The organism is Daejeonella sp., assembly GCF_036405355.1.
In the GTDB taxonomy this organism is placed as follows: Bacteria; Bacteroidota; Bacteroidia; order Sphingobacteriales; family Sphingobacteriaceae; genus Daejeonella.
Genome location: NZ_DASWXT010000056.1, coordinates 1 through 19,537, shown reverse-complemented (window position 1 = coordinate 19,537; position 19,537 = coordinate 1). Strand labels below are relative to the sequence as shown.

Here is a 19,537-nt window from a genome sequence, read left to right as displayed (position 1 = left end):
CAAAAAATAATCAGAAAGATTAAATGTCTGACATCAAATCAATCTGTTTACGTAGTTTTAGAAGCATATTTCTTCTGAATTATAATCTTTTATTATCTGAATCAATTTTGAAACACCATGCAGGAATATTACTGATTATTTTTGGTCTGATTGCCGGTTCCTTTCTATCAGCATCTGCACAAAATACTTCAAACAAAGGGACTGATTTTTGGGTAGCTTATTCCGGGCATATTGATGCAAAGTTATCCAGGATGACTTTGTTTCTTTCTTCAGATGTTAATACAACTTATCAGGTAGAAGGGAATGGTCAAACCATTTCTTCCGGTAACATAAGCGCGAACGTTATCACTCCTGTATTTGTTGACCCGAATGTAATTGACGTTCACATTGCGAGTTCCGATGTTGTTGAATCCAACAAGGGTATTCATATTACTTCAGGCAGTCCGATTTCAGTTTACTCAATAATTTCGAATAGCGCCAGAACAGGCGGCAGTTTAATACTTCCGACCAAATCTTTAGGGCGGGAATATTATGCATTTTCTTATCAGAATGCGGGAGGACCACAAGGAGGGAATGCTAGGTCTGAATTCACAATCCTGGCAGTTGAGGATAATACAGAAATTGAAATTACGCCTTCAGCAAGCAGTTTTAATGGTGCACGTCAGGCAAATACAACATTTAAAATAACCCAGAAATTGAATAAGGGGGACATTTATCAGTATCAGTCTGCAGATGATGTTTCGGGCTCATTGATAAGAACTTTGGGAAGTTGTAAACCAATAGCTGTTTTTTCGGGGAGTACATGGTCTGCCTTTTGCGAAGATGGAAATACAAGAACCAATCCAAATGTTTCAATTCCAGGCAAACCAGCCCCTAGTGGTGGTGATAATTTATATCAGCAACTATTCCCTGTATCATCATGGGGAAAGAACTTCGTAACTGCCCCCTTCTACAATACTGAAAACGGGAATATTGATGCCATCAGGGTTATTGTTTCAGAAGACAATACAACAATTACGGTAAATGGCAGTAATACCCTTGCTCTGGGCACTCCATTGAACAACCCATATAAAAAGGGAAGTATTATAACTTATTTTACCAATAAGCCCAGTATTCTGAAGTCTGATAAGCCAATTGGGGTTGCTCAGTATCAAAGTGCTCAAAATTGTAATGCAGCAAACCCATTAAACAACCAGGGAGTTGTGTTTCCCGGCGATCCGGAAATGACTATTTTGAATCCCATTGAACAGACATTGAGCGACATTACAGTATTCTCCAAATTAAATAGCATTACAGGTGTCAGAACTAATATTTCGAAGTACTTTCTGAATATTATAATCAAGACTGCTGATGCGGCCGGATTAACAGTAGATGGGACTGCAATAAGCAATTTTAAAGCAATTGATAATGAATATTCATATGTTATTATTGATGTTACCGGGTCTCAGGATCAGCATCGGATCAAAGCAAACGGGGGCTTTGTTGCGATAGCTTATGGCTACGGAGCTGTTGAGTCATATGCCTATCTGGCCGGTGCCGATGTTCGAAATCTCTTTCAGAATATTACAGCAAATACTCAATCAGCTAAGGTGATAACGAGTGGTTGTTCAAATTCGGCACCCAAATTCATATTAAAGCTTCCGTATCAGTCTTCCAGTATTGTCTGGGATGTTGATAACGGAAAAGGTCCTTATACAGATTCCAATCCGGTATTTACAACTTCTCTAATTGATGGAAGAACAGTTTATAGTTATGTATATCCACAAGCTGACCCGATTTATAAAACTATAGGAAAGTATAAAATTACAGCTATTGCACAAAACCCTAATCCATCGGGATGTGATGCTAGTGAACTGGTTAGCCTGGATTTCGAGATATTTGATCCCCCAGTAGCCTCTTTTACGACATTAAGTAAAAGTTGTGTCAATGCTTCAGTTGCATTCAGAGATACCAGTGTTGCCAATGGAAAAAAAATAATCAGTTGGATATGGGATTTTGGCGACAATGAATTTTCTGATAAACAACACCCAACTCATATTTACAAAAAGAGCGGAACTTACAAGGTTAAACTTATTGTAGAGGGGGAAAGTGGTTGTGCTTCAGAGGTTTTCTCTCAGGACATTATCATTTATGCCCTTCCTGTCGCAGATTTCACTGCAGGTTCACCTGCCTGCGAAAATAAAATAGTAACTTTCAGTGATCAGTCGGTTTCCTCAGAGGGTAAGATCATTAAATGGTACTGGGATTTTGGCGACCAGAGTCCGATAGAGGAAAAGGATTCTGCAACTCCCTTTACCCATACTTTCAAAGTCAGTGGAACTTATATTGTCAAATTAAGGGTGCTGACTGAAAATGGTTGTGAGGGACTGATATTTGAAAGATCAATACTGATTAATCCATCTCCTATAGTCAATTTTGGGGTTCCCGAGGTTTGTATAAAAGACTCTTTTGCTCAGTTCACAGATTCTACAACAATATCAGATGGTTCTGAGCTGACTTATCTTTGGAATTTTGGGAATGCTGCAGCGGCTCCGGGCACTAATACATCCACACTAAAAAATCCGATACACAGGTATACTCTTGCAGGTAATTATCAGGTCACACTAACTGTAACTTCAAAGGCTGGCTGTGTAACTACTGTAGTTAAAACATTCACTGTAAATGGTGCCACCCCGACAGCGGGTTTTGAAGTTTTAAACTCTGCGGGATTATGCAGTAATAAAGAAGTTGTATTTCGTAATACATCCACAGTTGATTTTGGAGAGGTAGGTAAAATTGAATGGTATTTTGATTATGATAATTCTCCCACAATTAAAATGGTGGATGAAAACCCATTTCCTAACAAAGAATATCGTTTTACCTATCCGGTTTTCAGCTCGCAGGCTACAAAACAAGTCAGAGTAAGAATGGTCGCTTTTTCGGGAGAAAGTTGCTTTGATGAAAATAGACAACTCATTACGTTGATGGCAGCTCCCTCTGTTAGCTTTACTTCCCTGGCTAAGGTATGTCAGGAAGTCGCTCCTTTTCGCATTACTCAGGCAAGCGAATTATCAGGACAGACAGGAGTTGGTACTTTTTCTGGCCCCGGACTGTCTTCAACAGGGATATTCAATCCCGCACAAGCGGGAGTTGGCACTCATACCCTGCAATATGTCTTTTCTGCTAATAATGGCTGCTCTGAATCAATTTCTCAAACAATAACTGTTATGCCAACTCCTTCAGTTAATGCAGGCAGAGATACATTGATCCTTGAAGGAGGTGAAACTAAACTGAATGCAATAGCCAGCGGTAGTAACCTGACTTATAAATGGTTTCCTTCAACCGGTTTAAGCCGCGATGATATACCAGATCCGGTAGCAAGCCCTGCAGAGGACATTGTTTATACACTGACTGTTACCTCTGATCAGGCTTGTTCCGCTATGGATAATATCCGGGTTAAGGTATTGAAACAGCCTGAAGTTCCAAATGCATTTAGCCCAAATAACGATGGAATGAATGATCTTTGGAATGTGAAATACCTTGAGAGCTATGCCAATGCCACCGTTAAGGTATTCAGCAGGTATGGGGGGATAGTTTATCAGAGCAACAAGGGTTATTCTAAACCATGGAATGGGCAATTTAATGGAATAGATTTGCCGGTAGGCACCTATTATTATATTATTGACCCCAAAACCAAGGGACGGCAAGTTATTGCGGGAGCTGTGACTATATTGAGATAGAAGCTGTTAATTAGAGAATTAGCAAATGTGTAAATTAGCAAATGTGCTGTTTGGCTTCAACGCATAATCCATGACTGGTAACAAACAACAGACAACAGAAAACTCAAAAGGCCAGCTAAAACTCCTCAGTAATCAGATTCATAAACTGAATCAAGAGGAGTGGGATGCTTTTTCTAAGATATGGGCTCCATTTACTGCCAGAAGAAAGGAAATTATTACCCGCTCCGGTGAAAGGGAAAGGTATCTTTATTTTGTTCTGGATGGAGTACAGCGGGTCTACTACCATGATGAATACGGACGTGAGGCAACACTGGTATTTACTTATGCACCTTCATTTGGTGGAGTTCTGGATTCAATGCTGAATGAGCAGATATCGAAATATAATTATGAAGCCTTGAGCAAATCTGAATTTTTAAGAGCTTCTTTCTCTGATCTGAATGATCTAATGCTCAGGTATCAGGGTGTAAGATCCATCATAATGACGGGAGTTTCGGGAGCACTTGCCGGGGTACTTGAACGACTGGCAGAATTGCAATGTTTTTCTTCAGAGGAGAAATTTAAAAAATTACTCACCCGAAGTCCGCACATTCTAAATATAGTACCTCATAAATACCTGGCAAATTATCTGGGTATCGACCCGACAAATTTCAGCAAGCTCATCAACAGGGTAATTATTTGAAAATCTTGGTAAATACCAACAATCTTTTATTTACAACTGCATTATTTTGGGATTTCAATACCTATCATGAAACTCGATAAATACAGGCTGATAGAAGAGCTTGAAGCTGAGCTTAAAAATCAGATCGCTCATGTAAAAGAAAATTTTGAAAATGTTTCTGAAACTATATTGCAAAGCCCTGCTGCTTCGGGAGGCTGGAGTATTTTGCAGTGCCTCGATCATTTAAACAGCTATGGGTTCTATTATCTGCCACAGATAAGCGATGCACTTAAGCGGGCTAAAAGATTGGATTCATCGGTCTATAAAAGCGGCTGGCTTGGAGATTATTTTACAAAGATTATGTCGCCCGAAACCGGTACTAAAAAGTTTAAAGCATTTAAAGATCATCAGCCTGAAAAAGGCCTTGATTCAAAAAGGGTTATTAACGAATTCATTTATCAGGAAGAATTATTGCTGGGGTATCTGAGTGATGCAAAAAGCGTGGACATGGCTTCTGTTAAAATTCCCCTTTCTATTTCCCCTTTGATCGGTATCAGGCTGGGCGATACGTTCAGATTTTTGCTTGCACATAACAGGAGACACCTGTTACAGGCAGGACGGAATCTTTAAATAGAAAATCTACAAAATCTCGATCTCTTTCAGTCAAATAACTGAATAAATATGACAAAAGTGATTTTGCTCATAGTTCCTTAATCCGGGAAATGCTTTTTTTGCTTAAAATTTTATTTTCTATTAAATGAAAAGATCCGGAATTCTGGCACCTGCAGGCTCCTTTGAGTGCTTACATGCAGCTATTCAAGCTGGTGCTGACGCTGTTTACTTTGGTGTGGAGCAGCTGAATATGAGGTCAAAATCTGTATTGGGATTTACAACAGAACATATTGCTGAGATCATTCAGATCTGTAAAAGAAATAATGTTAAAAGCTTTTTAACGCTCAATACGATAATCTATAACCATGATATACGATTGGCACATCACATAATAAAAGAAGCCAGGAAATGTGGAATTGATGCCGTCATTGCTGCCGATTATGCTGTAATACAACTTTGCCGTAAGGAAAACGTTTCTGTTCATATTTCCACCCAGGCAAATGTCAGCAATATTGAGTCAGTGGTTTTTCATTCCCAATTTGCCGATTTGATTGTACTGTCAAGGGAGCTGACATTAAGGCAAATTGCAGATATCACGAAGGAAATTGAAAGAAGGAATATTACAGGGCCTTCAGGGAAAAGGCTGGAGATCGAAGTTTTTGTTCATGGAGCACTTTGTATGGCGGTGTCGGGAAAATGTTATATAAGCCTTCATACTCAGAATGCTTCAGCAAACAGAGGTGCATGTGTCCAAAATTGCCGTCGGCCTTATAAAGTGATTGATACTGAAAATAACCTGGAGCTTCTTGTGGATAATGAATATATTATGTCGGCCAAAGATCTTTGTACAATAGATATTCTCGATCAAATTATAAAGGCGGGTGTCAGCCTGCTGAAGATTGAAGGAAGATCAAAATCTGCCGATTATGTTTATACAACAATAAAATGTTATCGGGAAGCAGTTGAAGCAATTAACTGCGGATCTTATAATCTCGAAAAGGCCAATAACTGGAAAAAAGAGTTAAACTCAGTTTATAACCGGGGATTTTGGGAGGGTTATTATTTGGGCAGAAAATTCGGGGAATGGTCACTTCAGCCCGGAAATAATGCTACTCAAAAGAAAATATACATTGGAAAAGCGAGTAAGTTTTTTCCGGCAATTCAGGTCGCTGAATTTACGCTCGATGCAGGGGGTATTGCAATTGGAGATAAATTTATGATAACAGGCCCTAAAACCGGGTTATTACAAGGTCAGGTAGAAGAACTTCGGGTAGGTGGAAATGCAAAAAATGAGGCCGGGAAGGGAGATTTGCTAAGCTTTAAAATTGCCGGTCAAAAAGTATTTCGGGGTGATAAATTGTATAAGGTTCTTTCAGAAGAAAATGCCTAAGATCATTTACTACCGCAATAAATGTATTGGATGTGGCATATGCTGCGAGAACCATCCGGATAGTTGGGTCATGTCAAAAAAGGACGGGAAAGCGGTGCTGTTAAATGCTACCTCAAAAAAAGATTTATACATTTTGGATGTGAATGATGAAGCCACAAGTGCATTTCGGTTTCTTGTAAAGGCATGTCCAGTAAATATAATTAAGGTAAGATGAACTCAAACTGCAAAGAAATGGACAGTGAAATAATTGATTTTATAAAGCAAAACAATATAGCAGCTTTTTGCTGTAGTGATACAAACAATAAGCCGTATTGTTTCCACAGTTTTTATGCTTTTGATGCGATCAATTACCTGTTATTTTTTAAATCATCCTCACGAACATTTCATTCGAAAATACTTTCTCAAAATCCATACATAGCCGGTAGCATCTTGCCGGGCAAGATTGAAATATTGGCTCTAAAGGGAATACAGCTTACAGGTATCATTCTCTCGACTATTGATACTGATTTTATGAATCCCACAACCTATTATCACAAAAAATTTCCTTTTGCATTAGCAAAGCCGGGGGATGTTTGGTGTATTCAGCTTGCAGAATTAAAAATGACCGATAATAGCCATGTTTTTGGCAAAAAATATACCTGGAAAAGAACTACACCGGCCCTGACAGATGTTGCTGTTTAAAATCGGTTCTATAATTACAGTTTCAACATTGAAGAAATAGTTTCGAATTCGGGATTATTTGGATCAATTCTCTTTGAAATCAGCGCATAAGCTAATTAAAGTATATCAATTTTTAGCTTTTTGCCATCGGTAACTATCTGTAAAACCATAGTTTTTTCTCATTATTTTAGTTTAGGATGCAGGTTAATTCACTAAAAGTAATTTTAATGTAAAAAAAATTTGGAAGGATTTATAATTAAAGATAAATTTATCCTTAATTATAAATCTCAATGCGAACTGGACTCGCTGAAATGGATTTGTAATTGACAGAAAGGATATGTGCAACATTTAAATCAAAAAAAAAATGCAGCATGAAAATATATTCCCTATTATTCATTTCAGTAGCAGTACTGTTTTTTATTTCCCTTGTTTCGGCTTCCGCTCAGGAAAAGGCTGAGGTAGCTTTCAAACAAAATTGTGCAGCTTGCCATAGTATTGGCAAAGGGAGGCTTGTTGGTCCCGATCTATCCGATGTTCATAAACGGCGTACAGAATCGTGGCTTTTGAATTTCATTAAGTCATCTCAAGCAGTAATTAAGAGTGGGGATCAAACTGCCGACTCTCTTTTTAGGGCTTACAATCAAATTCTGATGCCCGATCAGACTGCCTTATCTAATGGAGATATTAAAGGTATTCTTATCTATATAAAATCTAAAAGTCCTGAAGCACTTTCCTCATCTTCCTCAGCTACAGTGGAACAATCCAAAGAGAAATCGAATAATAAAAGTGATCTCTTTTTTGATTCAGTAATTCTAATCGTTTTGGCAGTTTCATTTATCTTTTTGATTGGGGTACTCTTTTTATACAGAAAAATAAAAAAACTTTCAGATGAACAAATGGACTATTACAGTTCTGAAAGAGCTTTTTTTAAACCAATTAAGAAATGACTACTAATCGTTTCCTTGACATTAAAAAAATAAACAGATGAAAATAAATTTTCACTTTCACATCGCAAAAATTGCAGTGCTTTTACTTTTTCTGGAGCCTGTTTTAGCGCAGGACAAAGGTGAAGCAAGTTTCAAGCAAATTTGTGCAGCCTGTCACACCATCGGTAAGGGAAAGCTTGTTGGACCCGATCTTGCAAATGTGCACTTACGTCATTCCGAAGATTGGTTAAAGAAGTTTATCAGGTCATCTCAAACGGTCATAAAATCAGGTGATAAATATGCTGATTCTTTGTTCAAAGCATTCAACCAGATTCCAATGCCTGATAATCCTGCATTTACTGATGAGAATATAAAGGATATTCTAAATTATATTACAGTTAACAGCCCGGCAGGGCAATCTCTGTCAACTTCAGCTGCGCCCGTAGCGTCAGTCCAGTCTGTAACATTATCGGCAGATGCTATAGATAGAGGGAAACAGCTCTTTATTGGTGATACCCGTTTGGTTAATGGAGGTGCTGCATGCAATTCCTGTCATAATGTAAAGAAGCTGGGGATTATAAGCGGGGGAGCATTAGCAAAGGATCTTACTGATATTCCGACACGAATGGATTATGAGGGAACTAAGGCAATCATCACTGGAATGTTAGCGGGAATTCCGGCTATGCAGCAATCATTTGCAAATAAGCCTTTGACAGAAGATGAAATTGCAGCACTGTCGGCATTCTTAAGCAATAACTCAGAAGACAAAACATCAGCTGTTATAGGAACATCAGGTATTATGTTGTGGACTGGTATCATTGGGGGACTCGGTCTGTTATTTCTGTATTCATTTTTTTGGATGAGAAGAAAACAGCGAACAGTGAATTATTCTATCTACAAAAGACAATTGAAATCTACCTGATCTGAGTATAGAAAACAGAGATAAAATGTATACTAATAACTAATATTATGAGTTGGATTGAAGATATCATCTCGCCAAAAACCCGCCAGTGGGAAGAATTTTACCGTAACCGTTTCCAACACGACCGTATCGTTCGAAGCACACATGGTGTGAATTGTACAGGAGGATGTTCCTGGCAAATTCATGTAAAAGAAGGCATCGTAGTGTGGGAAACACAGCAGTTGGATTATCCGCTTCTTGAAGAATCATTACCTCCTTACGAGCCAAGGGGATGCCAGCGTGGAATTTCCTACTCCTGGTATCTGTATAGCCCTTTAAGGATCAAATATCCGCTCATCCGCGGAACGCTGATTGATTTTTTCAGGGAAGAAAAAAAGAAAACCGGGGGCGATCCTGTAAAAGCATGGGAAAACCTTCAGAATGATAAAGAAAAACGCAGCCGCTATCAAAAATCAAGAGGAAAAGGTGGGTTTCGCAGGGTTTCCTGGGATGAGGTTTTAGAGATTATGGCGGCTGCAAATATTTACACAGCTAAAAAGCACGGGCCTGACCGGGTTGCAGGATTTTCACCTATTCCAGCCATGTCTATGCTTAGTTATGCAGCCGGAGCACGCTTTCTTCAGCTCTTTGGCGGATTCAACCTCAGCTTTTATGACTGGTATTGTGATCTGCCTACACACTTCCCTGAGATGTGGGGCGAGCAAACCGATGTCTGCGAAAGCGCTGACTGGTATAATTCCAAACTGATAGCCGACATGGGAGCCTGCTTAAATATGACAAGAACCCCTGACTGTCATTTCTTTGCTGAGTCAAGGCATAACGGAACAAAAGCTGTGGTGTTCTCGCCCGACTTCAGTCAGGTGTGCAAATATGCCGACCAGTGGGTTCCGGTACATCCGGGTACCGACAACGCTTTTTGGATGGCGGTCACGCATATAATATTAAAGGAATACCATCACGAAAAGCAAACTCCATACTTTATTGATTATACCAAGCAATATACTGACAATCCTTTTTTGGTTCATCTGGAAAAAGTCGAACAGCCTGACGGGAAGGGTAAAACCCATTACAAACCTGGAAGACTGGTTCGTGCAAATGAAATTGCTAAATGGGTAGGTATTGAGAATGGGGATTGGAAATTCTTAAATATTGATGAAAGTTCAGGTGAATTGATTGTACCTAAAGGAACCATGGGTTACCGTTGGGATAAAGCAGGTGGTAAGTGGAACATGAAATTTGAATGCGGGGAAACAGAAATGAGTTATAATCCTGCTCTTACCCTGCTCAAGAAAAATGATGGAGTACTGCAAACTGAATTTATCGAATACGGACTGGATAACACATTCCTGCGGGGTGTTCCTGTAAAATATCTGGACACCATTAATGGAAAAGTACCTGTTGTTACGATTTATGATCTGATGATGGGGCAATATGGGGTTGACCGTGGTTTAGAAGGTCAGTATCCAAAAGATTATACTGATAAAGATGCTTCCTATACGCCAGCCTGGCAGGAAATTTTTACCGGTATTGATTCAAAGACTGTACTTCAATTTGCACGTGAATGGGCTGACACTGCCGATACAACGAAAGGAAAATGTATGGTCATTGTCGGTGCAGGTATCAATCATTGGTATCATGCTAATTTGATTTACCGTTCTGCAGCAATGACCCTGGCATTGACCGGTTGTATTGGTAAAAATGGCGGAGGCCTGAACCACTATGTGGGTCAGGAAAAACTAGCTCCTGTTGATTCATGGGGCGGAATTTCTTTTGCAAAAGATTGGGTGCCTGCCTCAAGGCTTCAACAAACTCCGCTGTGGCATTATATCAATACCTGCCAGTATCGTTATGATGGACGTCATTCACATTACAATGCAGTTCCTGAAAACGAATTGACTAAAAAGCATACTGCCGACAGTATTTTCACTTCTGTACGAAATGGATGGATGCCGTACTATCCGCAGTTCAATGAAAATCCGCTGAACGTCGTGAAAAATGCCGAAGCAGATGGGGCTAAAACAGATGAAGAACTTATAAGGCATACTGTAGACCGGCTTAAATCAAGAGATCTGAAATTCGCTATTAATGATCCGGATGCCGAGGAAAATTTCCCTCGTGTCTGGTACATATGGCGTGGTAATGCCATTCATGGTAGTATGAAAGGTACTGAGTATGCTTTAAAACATTATTTGGGAACCCACCATAATTCCATTGGAAAGGATTCAGATGAACACACAGAAGAAGTGGTATGGCATGAAATCGCTCCTGAAGGGAAAATGGATTTGGTAGTGGATTTGAATTTCCGTATGGATTCATCAGCTCTATATTCTGATATTGTACTTCCGGCTGCTTCCTGGTATGAAAAAAATGATCTGAATACCACGGATATGCACTCTTTTATTCATCCGCTAAGTCAGGCAATTGCTCCGGTTTGGGAATCAAAAACCGATTGGGATATCTTCAAGGAGCTTGCGAAAGCAACGAGTGAAATGGCAAAGGAACATCTTGCCGAACCACAAAAGGATATTGTGATGACCCCCCTGTCACATGATACTCCCGATGAAATTTCACAACCTGTTATTAAAGATTGGTTCAAGGGTGAATGTGAACCAATTCCCGGTAAAACAATGCCGAAGTTTTCGATTATTACCAGAGATTACACACAACTCTATGAAAAATTCATCACGCTTGGTGAAGGCATCCGTGAAAAGGGCTTAGGTGCTCATGGTAATCACTATTTCTGTAAAGATGAATATGACGAGATGTGTAATTCCAATCATTTTCCGAACAGGAAATATCAAGGAAAGACGATGCCATCCATTCAGGAAGATGTTTGGGCAGCTAATGCCGTTTTACATCTCTCAACACTCACAAACGGTAAACTGAATGTGGATGCTTACAAAAACATGGAGAAGAAAACCGGACTAAGGTTGGCAGATCTGGGTGAAGGTAGCAAGGATGTGAAGTTTCGTTTTCAGGACATTGTTGCACAACCAAGGAGGTATAATACGTCGCCACTATGGTCGGGTTTAATGAATGATGGTAGGGCATACTCGGCTTATACCTACAATGTAGAACGTTTGGTTCCGTGGAGAACCCTGACTGGAAGGCAGCACTTTTATCTTGACCATGAACTGTATATAGCACATGGCGAGCACCTGCCCACTTACAAACCTGCACCAAGGCCGGAAGTTTACGGAGATCTGCGTGAAACCTGGAAGGAAGGGAAAGCATTGGCTTTAAACTACCTCACCCCACACGGTAAATGGCATATCCATTCCACTTATATGGATAATCTGAGAATGTTGACACTCTCTCGGGGATGCGAACCTTGCTGGTTAAGCGAAACAGACGCAGAAAAATTGGGAATCAAGGATAATGACTGGGTAGAAGTACATAATGACCATGGGGTTTATGTAACCAGGGCATGTGTAAGCTCCAGAGTCGCTCCAGGAAGTTGTATTGTGTATCATACGGTTGAAAGAACAGTAGGAATTCCAAAATCACAACTCCGAGGCGGCAAAAGGGGCGGAGGAAATAATAGTGTTACCAGAACCCATCTCAAGCCTAATTATTTGAGCGGCGGCTACGGACAGTTTTCATACCATTTTAATTATTGGGGGCCAATTGCACCACAGCGTGATACTCATGTGATCGTGAAGAAAATGGATAAACTGGAATGGTAGGACAGATATGAAATATGAGTATCGAGATAGAACATTATTAACCACAATTTATGTATAAGCTAAAAGAAATAGAAAATTGGAATGAGGCGATTGAACTCTATTGGAAGTTTATTAAACAGTTTCTGAATTTCCTGACACACTTTCTACAAAGCAATCCTAAACCTTTAACTACAGAATAAGATGAATATTCGCTCACAAATATCGATGGTTTTTCACCTGGATAAATGCATCGGCTGTCACACGTGTTCTATTGCCTGCAAAAATATCTGGACTGACCGCAAAGGCGCGGAATATATGTGGTGGAATAATGTTGAAACAAAACCCGGCACTGGTTATCCTACAAAATGGGAAGATCAGGAAATTTACAGAGGTGGATGGGAAAAGAAAAATGGGAAAATCTCATTGAAAGGTGCGGGTAAAAGACGCGGACTCACAAATATTTTTTATAATCCTAATCTTCCTGTTATTGACGATTATTACGAACCTTTCACCTATAAATACCTGGATCTGATCGAGTCGCCAGAAGGAGATGATCAGCCTACTGCGAGGCCTGTTTCTCTGATTACAGGAGAGCCGATTGATATAAAAATGGGGCCGAACTGGGATGACGATTTGAGCGGAACCCCTGACTTTGCACGCAACGATCCGAATTTGCAAAATCTTTCTGCCGCCGAACAGGAAGTCATGTTTCAGTTAGAGAAAATGGCATTTTTTTATCTGCCCAGAATTTGTAATCACTGCTTGAATCCTGCCTGTGTTGCAGCTTGTCCTTCAGGTGCCATTTACAAAAGGGGAGAAGACGGGGTAGTACTCATCAATCAGGAGGTATGCCGGGCATGGCGCATGTGCGTTACAGCCTGTCCATATAAAAAAACGTATTATAACTGGCATACAGGGAAGTCCGAAAAATGTATCCTTTGTTATCCGCGACTTGAAGCAGGCCTGGTACCTGCATGTATGCATTCCTGTGTAGGAAGGATCCGTTATCTTGGTGTTCTGCTCTATGATGCCGATAAAATTGAAGCAGCAGTGAATGATGAGGAGAAGAACCTGATTAACAACCATCTTGATATTATCCTTGATCCCTTTGATGAAGAAGTGATCCGGGCCGCTAAGATGAATGGTATTGCCGATTCCACAATTCATGCAGCACAGTTCTCACCAGTATACAAGTATGTAAAAGAGTGGAAACTGGCACTGCCACTGCATGCTGAATTCAGAACCTTACCTATGTTGTTTTATGTTCCGCCCCTGCTCCCTGTTATGGCAACATTAAAACAGGTTGATAATAGTGCACAGGCAGAAAAGATGAATCCAATCGGGAAATATTGGGATGATAACTGGCTCTATGATACCAGTACCGAAGAATTATGGGGAACTCTTGATCAGGTCCGTTTTCCACTAAAATATCTTGCAAATATGCTCAGTGCAGGAGATGAGGAAATGATCAAAGACAAATGGAAAAAATTAATGGCTGTCCGTATTCATCGCAGAAGAGTTACAGTAGGTGATGTAAGCAATGAAAAAGCAGATAAGACTTTGAAAGATGCAGGATTAACTGCTGAAATGGCAGATGGCATTTTCCATCTTACGGCTCTGGCTAGATTTGAAGACCGTTTTGTAATTCCTCCGGCACACCGTGAACAGGCAATTGAAATGATGGACTTCACCGGTGATGCAAAAGGAGAAGTAGGATTTGGGATCAAAAGTAAACTGAGAAGAGGACTATAAATTTAATTGTAAAGAAAACGTATTATGGAAGCTACTGCAGAAGTCAAAGAAGAAAAGAAAGCACCGTCAAAGGATACGCTGACCGACTATGAATTATTGTCCAGTCTTTTCTTCTACCCTGAAAATGAATCACATTTAAAAAAAATAGGAGATGTTTATGCATATCTCTCTGTTAATCTTCCAGATTCAGCTGAGGTGATGAAACCATTTATGGAGTTTATTGCGTCCTCCACCCTTGAAGAATTACAGGAACTCTTTCTTAGGTCGTTTGATATTCAGGCAATCACAACCTTAGACATAGGATTCATTCTTTTTGGAGAAGATTATAAACGTGGCCAATTGCTTGTTAACCTGAATATGGAACATCGTGAAGCGGGAAATGTTTGCCATACCGAATTGTCTGATCATTTGCCTAATGTTTTGTGTCTTCTGTCAAAAATGAAAGACGATGTTATGCGTATGGAGATTGCCAATAGGCTTGTAGCTCCGGCAGTGGTAAAAATGTTGGAGGAATTTGATCCTAAAAAAGTTGAAAAGAAGGATAAAGTTTATAAGAAACATCTCAAGACCTTAATAGATTATTCAACGAATTTTAGAACTGTTTATCAAACATTACTGCAGGCATTAATTATCGCCCTGAAAAAGGATTTTGGATATGAGCCGGAAAGTGCCGTCGTTTCGGTTGATAAGGACGAAAAGAATATTGTCTCTTCTATGGAGGAATCATATTCCTGTTCATCCTGTAGTTCTGCCGGTCCTTCAACACCAGATTATACCCGGAACATTGAAACAGAAATGAACATAGAAAAACCTTAAATCATAAACCTGATGTATCATGGATATCTTTAATAACTTTCTTCTTATCGCTCTGCCTTATATCGCTCTGGCAGTTTTTCTGATTGGATCTATTTACAGATTTATGTATAAAGGATTCCAGTTTTCATCACTTTCGACTCAGTTTCTGGAAGGCAGAAAATTATTTTACGGATCAGTGCCATTTCACTGGGGAGTGTTATTTCTTTTCTTCGGCCACCTGACCGCTCTTCTGTTTCCCAGTAGTGTGCTTGCCTGGAACAGCCAGCCGGTTCGACTTATGATATTGGAAATATCTGCATTTGTTTTTGGAATCAGCATGTTGATTGGCCTGGTTAATCTTATAATAAGAAGGTATACAACAGCCCGTCTCAAATTTGTAACCAATAGAATGGACTTTGTAGTTTATCTTTTGTTGATTTCCCAAACGGTTATCGGACTTTGGATTGCCTATAATTTTCGATGGGGTTCTTCCTGGTTTTCTTCCCTTCTGACTCCGTACCTGTATTCGGTTTTTACACTGCGGCCTGACATATCAGCGGTAGCCCTTCTTCCCTGGATGGTAAAACTTCATATTATCCTTGCTTATATCATCGTTGGAATTATTCCGTTTTCCCGCCTTGTGCATTTCTTAGTCCCCCCAATAAACTATATATGGCGACCCTATCAACAAGTAATGTGGTATTGGAGCAGAAGAAGGGTGCGAAGCCCGAGAACACCATGGTCGTTACAGCGTCCTAAAAATACCTGAACATGCTGCTGAACATTGTCAACGATGAAGAATTGGTTACAAGTCAGATTGTAAAGGGGATACTTTTAATCATCCTGATTTGGGGTATTATATACAACCTTTACCGGTTTTTCAGAGAAGGGTCACCGAAAATAAAAAAAATCAATTTTGCCCTCTTCGTCTTGCTTATGGTGTTTTCCATGTTCGTTTTTAAGACGTATCGGATTGAATCGGGACTTTTGAAAAGTCCGGAATATGTTACAGGAATTACATCAGGCTATTGTTCTGTGTTCGCATTGGGTGCAGGAATTGAATTTGAATACCAGGTGAACGGACAGCAAATCAGGCGTTGCAATACCTATCATCCTATATCAAAAGACAGCATTGTGGCCATTGGGGGTAAATATAAAGTGCGGTTTTCTAAGGAGTTTCCTGAAGAAGGAAGGATGAATTTTAAAATGAGAATTGAATAGGACAGTTATGGAACAGCAAGTTACGGCTACCTCACACCGGATCCTTTTTTTGAACACGCTCGCATTTATGGTATGTTTTGCAGTTTGGGTGATCAATGGGGTATTGGTTACTTTTCTGGTCAACAATGGGGTGTTCAAATGGAGTCCTATTGAGATCGGATGGCTGCTTGGAGCTCCTATATTAGTAGGTTCCGTCTTTCGTCTGCCTGTGGGAATGCTTACTGATAAATTTGGAGGTAAATGGATTATGGCCTCTGTTTTGTTTTTTAGTGCCGTTCCAATGTTCTTTTTATCGCAGGCCCATAGTTTTACTTCGTTTCTTTTACTCAGTCTTGGCTTCGGAATAGCCGGGGCTTCCTTCTCTGCAGGTGTAGCTTATACTTCTTTATGGTATCCTACGAAAAACCAAGGTACTGTATTGGGTATTTTCGGTGCCGGAACAATGGGAGCTGCCTTGACTACTTTGTTTGCACCATCAGGTCTTACTATGCTGACCGGAAATGGAACTGATTTGGAGGCCTGGCGGACTTTGCCAAAAATATGTGCCGCATTACTGGTAATTGTGGGAATCATCTTTCTGTTGGGAACCCAAAACAAAAAACCGCAGGAATCTAAAACGATAATACAACGATTAGCACCCCTTAAAGAAATCAGGGTATGGCGATTCGGACTTTATTACTCTTTCGTCTTTGGTGGATTTGTGGCTTTATCACAATGGCTTATTCCTTATTATGTCAATGTGTATTCCATGTCTATTGTAACAGCCGGATTCATGGCAACAGCATTTAGTTTACCTACCGGGTTAATAAGGGCAGGTGGCGGCTGGCTTGCCGATAAAGTAGGACCCCGTATTGTTCTCCTTTGGGTATTTGGAGTTTGTCTCGTTTGTCTGTTCTTTCTTTTTATTCCCCGTATGGAAATTCAGGCTCCCGGACAAGGAATTATGGCCTCGAAACCAGGTATTGTTAGTTCCGTTTCTGATCATGAGATTATAATTACCGATGATAAGTATATTCTTCAAACTAAATCGGGTGATTCATCAGAGGTGAGTATCCGTTTCGGTATACATCAGGATGAGGAAAGCTTTTTGTTTCTTCCAACTACAACATTCCATCAGGAGGCTATTGTAAAAGCTGGTGAAAAGGTAGGTAAAGGACAATTACTGGCAAAGGGTGTAACCCATATTTATTTTCAAGCCAATAAATGGATTTTCTCAGGCTTGATATTCATAATTGGAATGATGATGGGAATTGGGGGAGCAGCTGTTTTTAAACATATTTCTGATTTTTATCCTACCAGTATTGGCACTGTTGGTGGTATTGTGGGAGTTTTGGGAGGACTTGGTGGCTTCATAGGCCCTATTCTTTTTGGCTATTTACTGAATGCTACCGGTGTTTGGACGAGCTCCTGGATGTTCCTTGCTGCCTTGGTAACCATTTGCATTGTTTTACAGCGCCTGGCAAAGCCTTTAGCTGGGGAAGGTCCCCGCTTAAATTAGGTATTCCGGATCATTGGATGGGGTTGAAACATTATAAAGAACAAAGTTTTAAAGGTTAAAACGACGAAATGGAGTATCTCAGTAACTACAACTCTGTAAAGACAGGAGATATCATACTGACTGGAATAAAAGCCGGAATAAAGAATCTTTCTCCCGGTTATTTTGCGCTGGTGATGGCCACAGGGATAATTTCTATTGCTGCCTTTCTGATAGGCATGAAATGGATTGCCCTTGCTCTATTCGGAATAAACAATATTTTCTTTATCGTTTTATGGATTCTGACCATTCTGCGTTTAATATGGTTTCCGAAAGAAGTTATCAGCGATATGACAGATCACATGAAAGGGCCCGGATTCTTTACACTTGTTGCCGGAACATGTGTACTTGGCAGTCAATATATCCTGCTGTTTGAGATTTATCAGATCGCACTTTTACTGTTAGTATTCGGGGTTTTGTTATGGATACTTTTAACATACGCTATATTCACTACCCTGACAATTAAAGAGAATAAGCCAACGCTCGATGGGGGAATAACCGGTGCCTGGCTGACAGCAATCGTTGCCACACAATCTGTCGCTATCCTCAGCGCATTAATTGCATCACATATAAATCAACCTTTACGGGTAGAGGTCAATTTTTTTGCTCTTTCCATGTGGCTTTGGGGTGGGATGTTTTATATCTGGATGATCTCTCTTATTTTTTACAGGTACACTTTTTTTAAATTTTCACCGGATGATCTTGCTCCACCATATTGGATAAATATGGGAGCTATGGCCATTTCAGTGTTGGGTGGATCTGTTCTTATAATTAATGCACCGGATGCGCCGTTTCTGCAATCTTTGCTTCCTTTCCTGAAAGGCTTTACTGTATTTTATTGGGCAACCGGAACGTGGTGGATTCCGATGCTTATTATTTTAGCTGTCTGGAGACATGTCTATAAAAAATATCCGCTGAAGTATGATCCCTTGTATTGGGGTGCAGTCTTCCCTCAGGGAATGTATACTGTTTGTACTCTTCGAATGGCAGAGGCATTAAACATACCTTTTCTTCATCGGATCTCCAATGTGTTTATTTATATCGCCCTGTTTGCCTGGACTGCTACTTTCATTGGAATGATACGCTCATTTCTATCCGATTTACTCAAACTGAAATATAGAATAAAACAGGAAAGTAAACAGAGTATTTATGGGATTTAAACCGCAATTAATCATACAATGATCATATTAAAACTTCAAGCTTATGAATAACATATTTGATAAGGCAGACTATGTCAAACGGTTTGTTGAGAAGGGAGAGGACGAAAATTCGGTATATTCTCCAATGGATCCACCTGATGCGTATAGACCTCCGGCTATTAACACTGTCCCTTATGAAGAATTACATCCTGTATTGCAATTGTTTACAGATGAACATAAAAATACAATGGACCAACTTGAGGTATTTGAAAATACGATTCAGGAGATAAGAAAGGAAGGAATTAATAAGGAAAGAAATACGAAGCTTGGTGAATTCTTTCAATTTCTGGATGACAAAATTGTGCTTCACAACCTGAAAGAAGAAAGGGTATTATTTCCCCTGTTACATGATTGCCTTCTTGAAAAAGGCGAACACAGTCCGAGGGGAACTCCTGAAACTGCGGTGGATATGCTGGAAAACGACCATATAAAAATGATGCAACTGGTCACCCTAACATTTAGTCTGATGGGGGTATCATCCCGT

At 39.9% G+C, this 19,537-nt stretch carries 16 protein-coding genes; all 16 read left to right on the top strand.

Features of this window, described 5'->3' with window-relative positions:
• The first annotated feature begins 107 nt into the window (after positions 1 to 107).
• A complete protein-coding gene (locus VGE44_RS07110; RefSeq protein WP_331077378.1) occupies positions 108 to 3,719 on the top strand; it encodes a PKD domain-containing protein in 3,612 nt (1,203 codons plus the stop codon).
• 70 nt (positions 3,720 to 3,789) lie between these two features.
• On the top strand, positions 3,790 to 4,398 hold the full coding sequence (locus VGE44_RS07105; RefSeq protein WP_331077377.1) for a Crp/Fnr family transcriptional regulator: 609 nt from the start codon (positions 3,790 to 3,792) through the stop codon (positions 4,396 to 4,398).
• 66 nt (positions 4,399 to 4,464) lie between these two features.
• Entirely contained in the window at positions 4,465 to 5,007 is a 543-nt protein-coding gene (locus VGE44_RS07100) for a DinB family protein (RefSeq protein WP_331077375.1), read from the top strand.
• Between the two features lie 127 nt (positions 5,008 to 5,134).
• Positions 5,135 to 6,379 carry a peptidase U32 family protein gene (locus VGE44_RS07095; RefSeq protein WP_331077373.1) on the top strand — a complete coding sequence of 415 codons (1,245 nt, stop codon included), beginning with the start codon at positions 5,135 to 5,137 and terminating at the stop codon, positions 6,377 to 6,379.
• Complete coding sequence (locus tag VGE44_RS18425; RefSeq protein WP_414649296.1) at positions 6,372 to 6,593, top strand: ferredoxin; 222 nt, start codon at positions 6,372 to 6,374, stop codon at positions 6,591 to 6,593. Before VGE44_RS07095 ends, VGE44_RS18425 begins: the two co-directional genes overlap by 8 nt.
• 17 nt (positions 6,594 to 6,610) lie before the next feature.
• On the top strand, positions 6,611 to 7,060 hold the full coding sequence (locus VGE44_RS07090; RefSeq protein WP_331077371.1) for a hypothetical protein: 450 nt from the start codon (positions 6,611 to 6,613) through the stop codon (positions 7,058 to 7,060).
• A 350-nt stretch (positions 7,061 to 7,410) separates the two neighbouring features.
• Positions 7,411 to 7,986 (top strand): cytochrome c, encoded by a 576-nt coding sequence (locus VGE44_RS07085; protein ID WP_331077368.1) that lies wholly within the window; start codon positions 7,411 to 7,413, stop codon positions 7,984 to 7,986.
• Positions 7,987 to 8,023: 37 nt separating this feature from the next.
• Positions 8,024 to 8,887: a cytochrome c gene (locus VGE44_RS07080; RefSeq protein WP_331077366.1), complete on the top strand. Its 864-nt coding sequence runs from the start codon at positions 8,024 to 8,026 to the stop codon at positions 8,885 to 8,887.
• A gap of 47 nt (positions 8,888 to 8,934) precedes the next feature.
• Positions 8,935 to 12,573: a nitrate reductase subunit alpha gene (locus tag VGE44_RS07075; protein WP_331077364.1), complete on the top strand. Its 3,639-nt coding sequence runs from the start codon at positions 8,935 to 8,937 to the stop codon at positions 12,571 to 12,573.
• Between the two features lie 180 nt (positions 12,574 to 12,753).
• The gene (narH, locus tag VGE44_RS07070) at positions 12,754 to 14,304 is read left to right on the top strand and encodes a nitrate reductase subunit beta (protein WP_331077362.1); all 1,551 of its coding nucleotides are present in this window, start codon (positions 12,754 to 12,756) and stop codon (positions 14,302 to 14,304) included.
• Between the two features lie 24 nt (positions 14,305 to 14,328).
• Positions 14,329 to 15,120, top strand: a complete 792-nt coding sequence (locus VGE44_RS07065) for a hypothetical protein (RefSeq protein WP_331077361.1) — start codon at positions 14,329 to 14,331, stop codon at positions 15,118 to 15,120.
• A 19-nt stretch (positions 15,121 to 15,139) separates the two neighbouring features.
• On the top strand, positions 15,140 to 15,868 hold the full coding sequence (gene narI / locus VGE44_RS07060) for a respiratory nitrate reductase subunit gamma (protein ID WP_331077359.1): 729 nt from the start codon (positions 15,140 to 15,142) through the stop codon (positions 15,866 to 15,868).
• A gap of 2 nt (positions 15,869 to 15,870) precedes the next feature.
• Entirely contained in the window at positions 15,871 to 16,320 is a 450-nt protein-coding gene (locus tag VGE44_RS07055) for a hypothetical protein (protein ID WP_331077357.1), read from the top strand.
• A gap of 7 nt (positions 16,321 to 16,327) precedes the next feature.
• Complete coding sequence (locus VGE44_RS07050) at positions 16,328 to 17,818, top strand: MFS transporter (RefSeq protein WP_331077355.1); 1,491 nt, start codon at positions 16,328 to 16,330, stop codon at positions 17,816 to 17,818.
• 68 nt (positions 17,819 to 17,886) lie between these two features.
• Positions 17,887 to 19,014 carry a tellurite resistance/C4-dicarboxylate transporter family protein gene (locus VGE44_RS07045; RefSeq protein WP_331077353.1) on the top strand — a complete coding sequence of 376 codons (1,128 nt, stop codon included), beginning with the start codon at positions 17,887 to 17,889 and terminating at the stop codon, positions 19,012 to 19,014.
• A 43-nt stretch (positions 19,015 to 19,057) separates the two neighbouring features.
• A partial coding sequence (locus VGE44_RS07040) for a hemerythrin domain-containing protein (RefSeq protein WP_331077351.1) occupies positions 19,058 to 19,537 on the top strand: 480 nt, incomplete at its 3' end.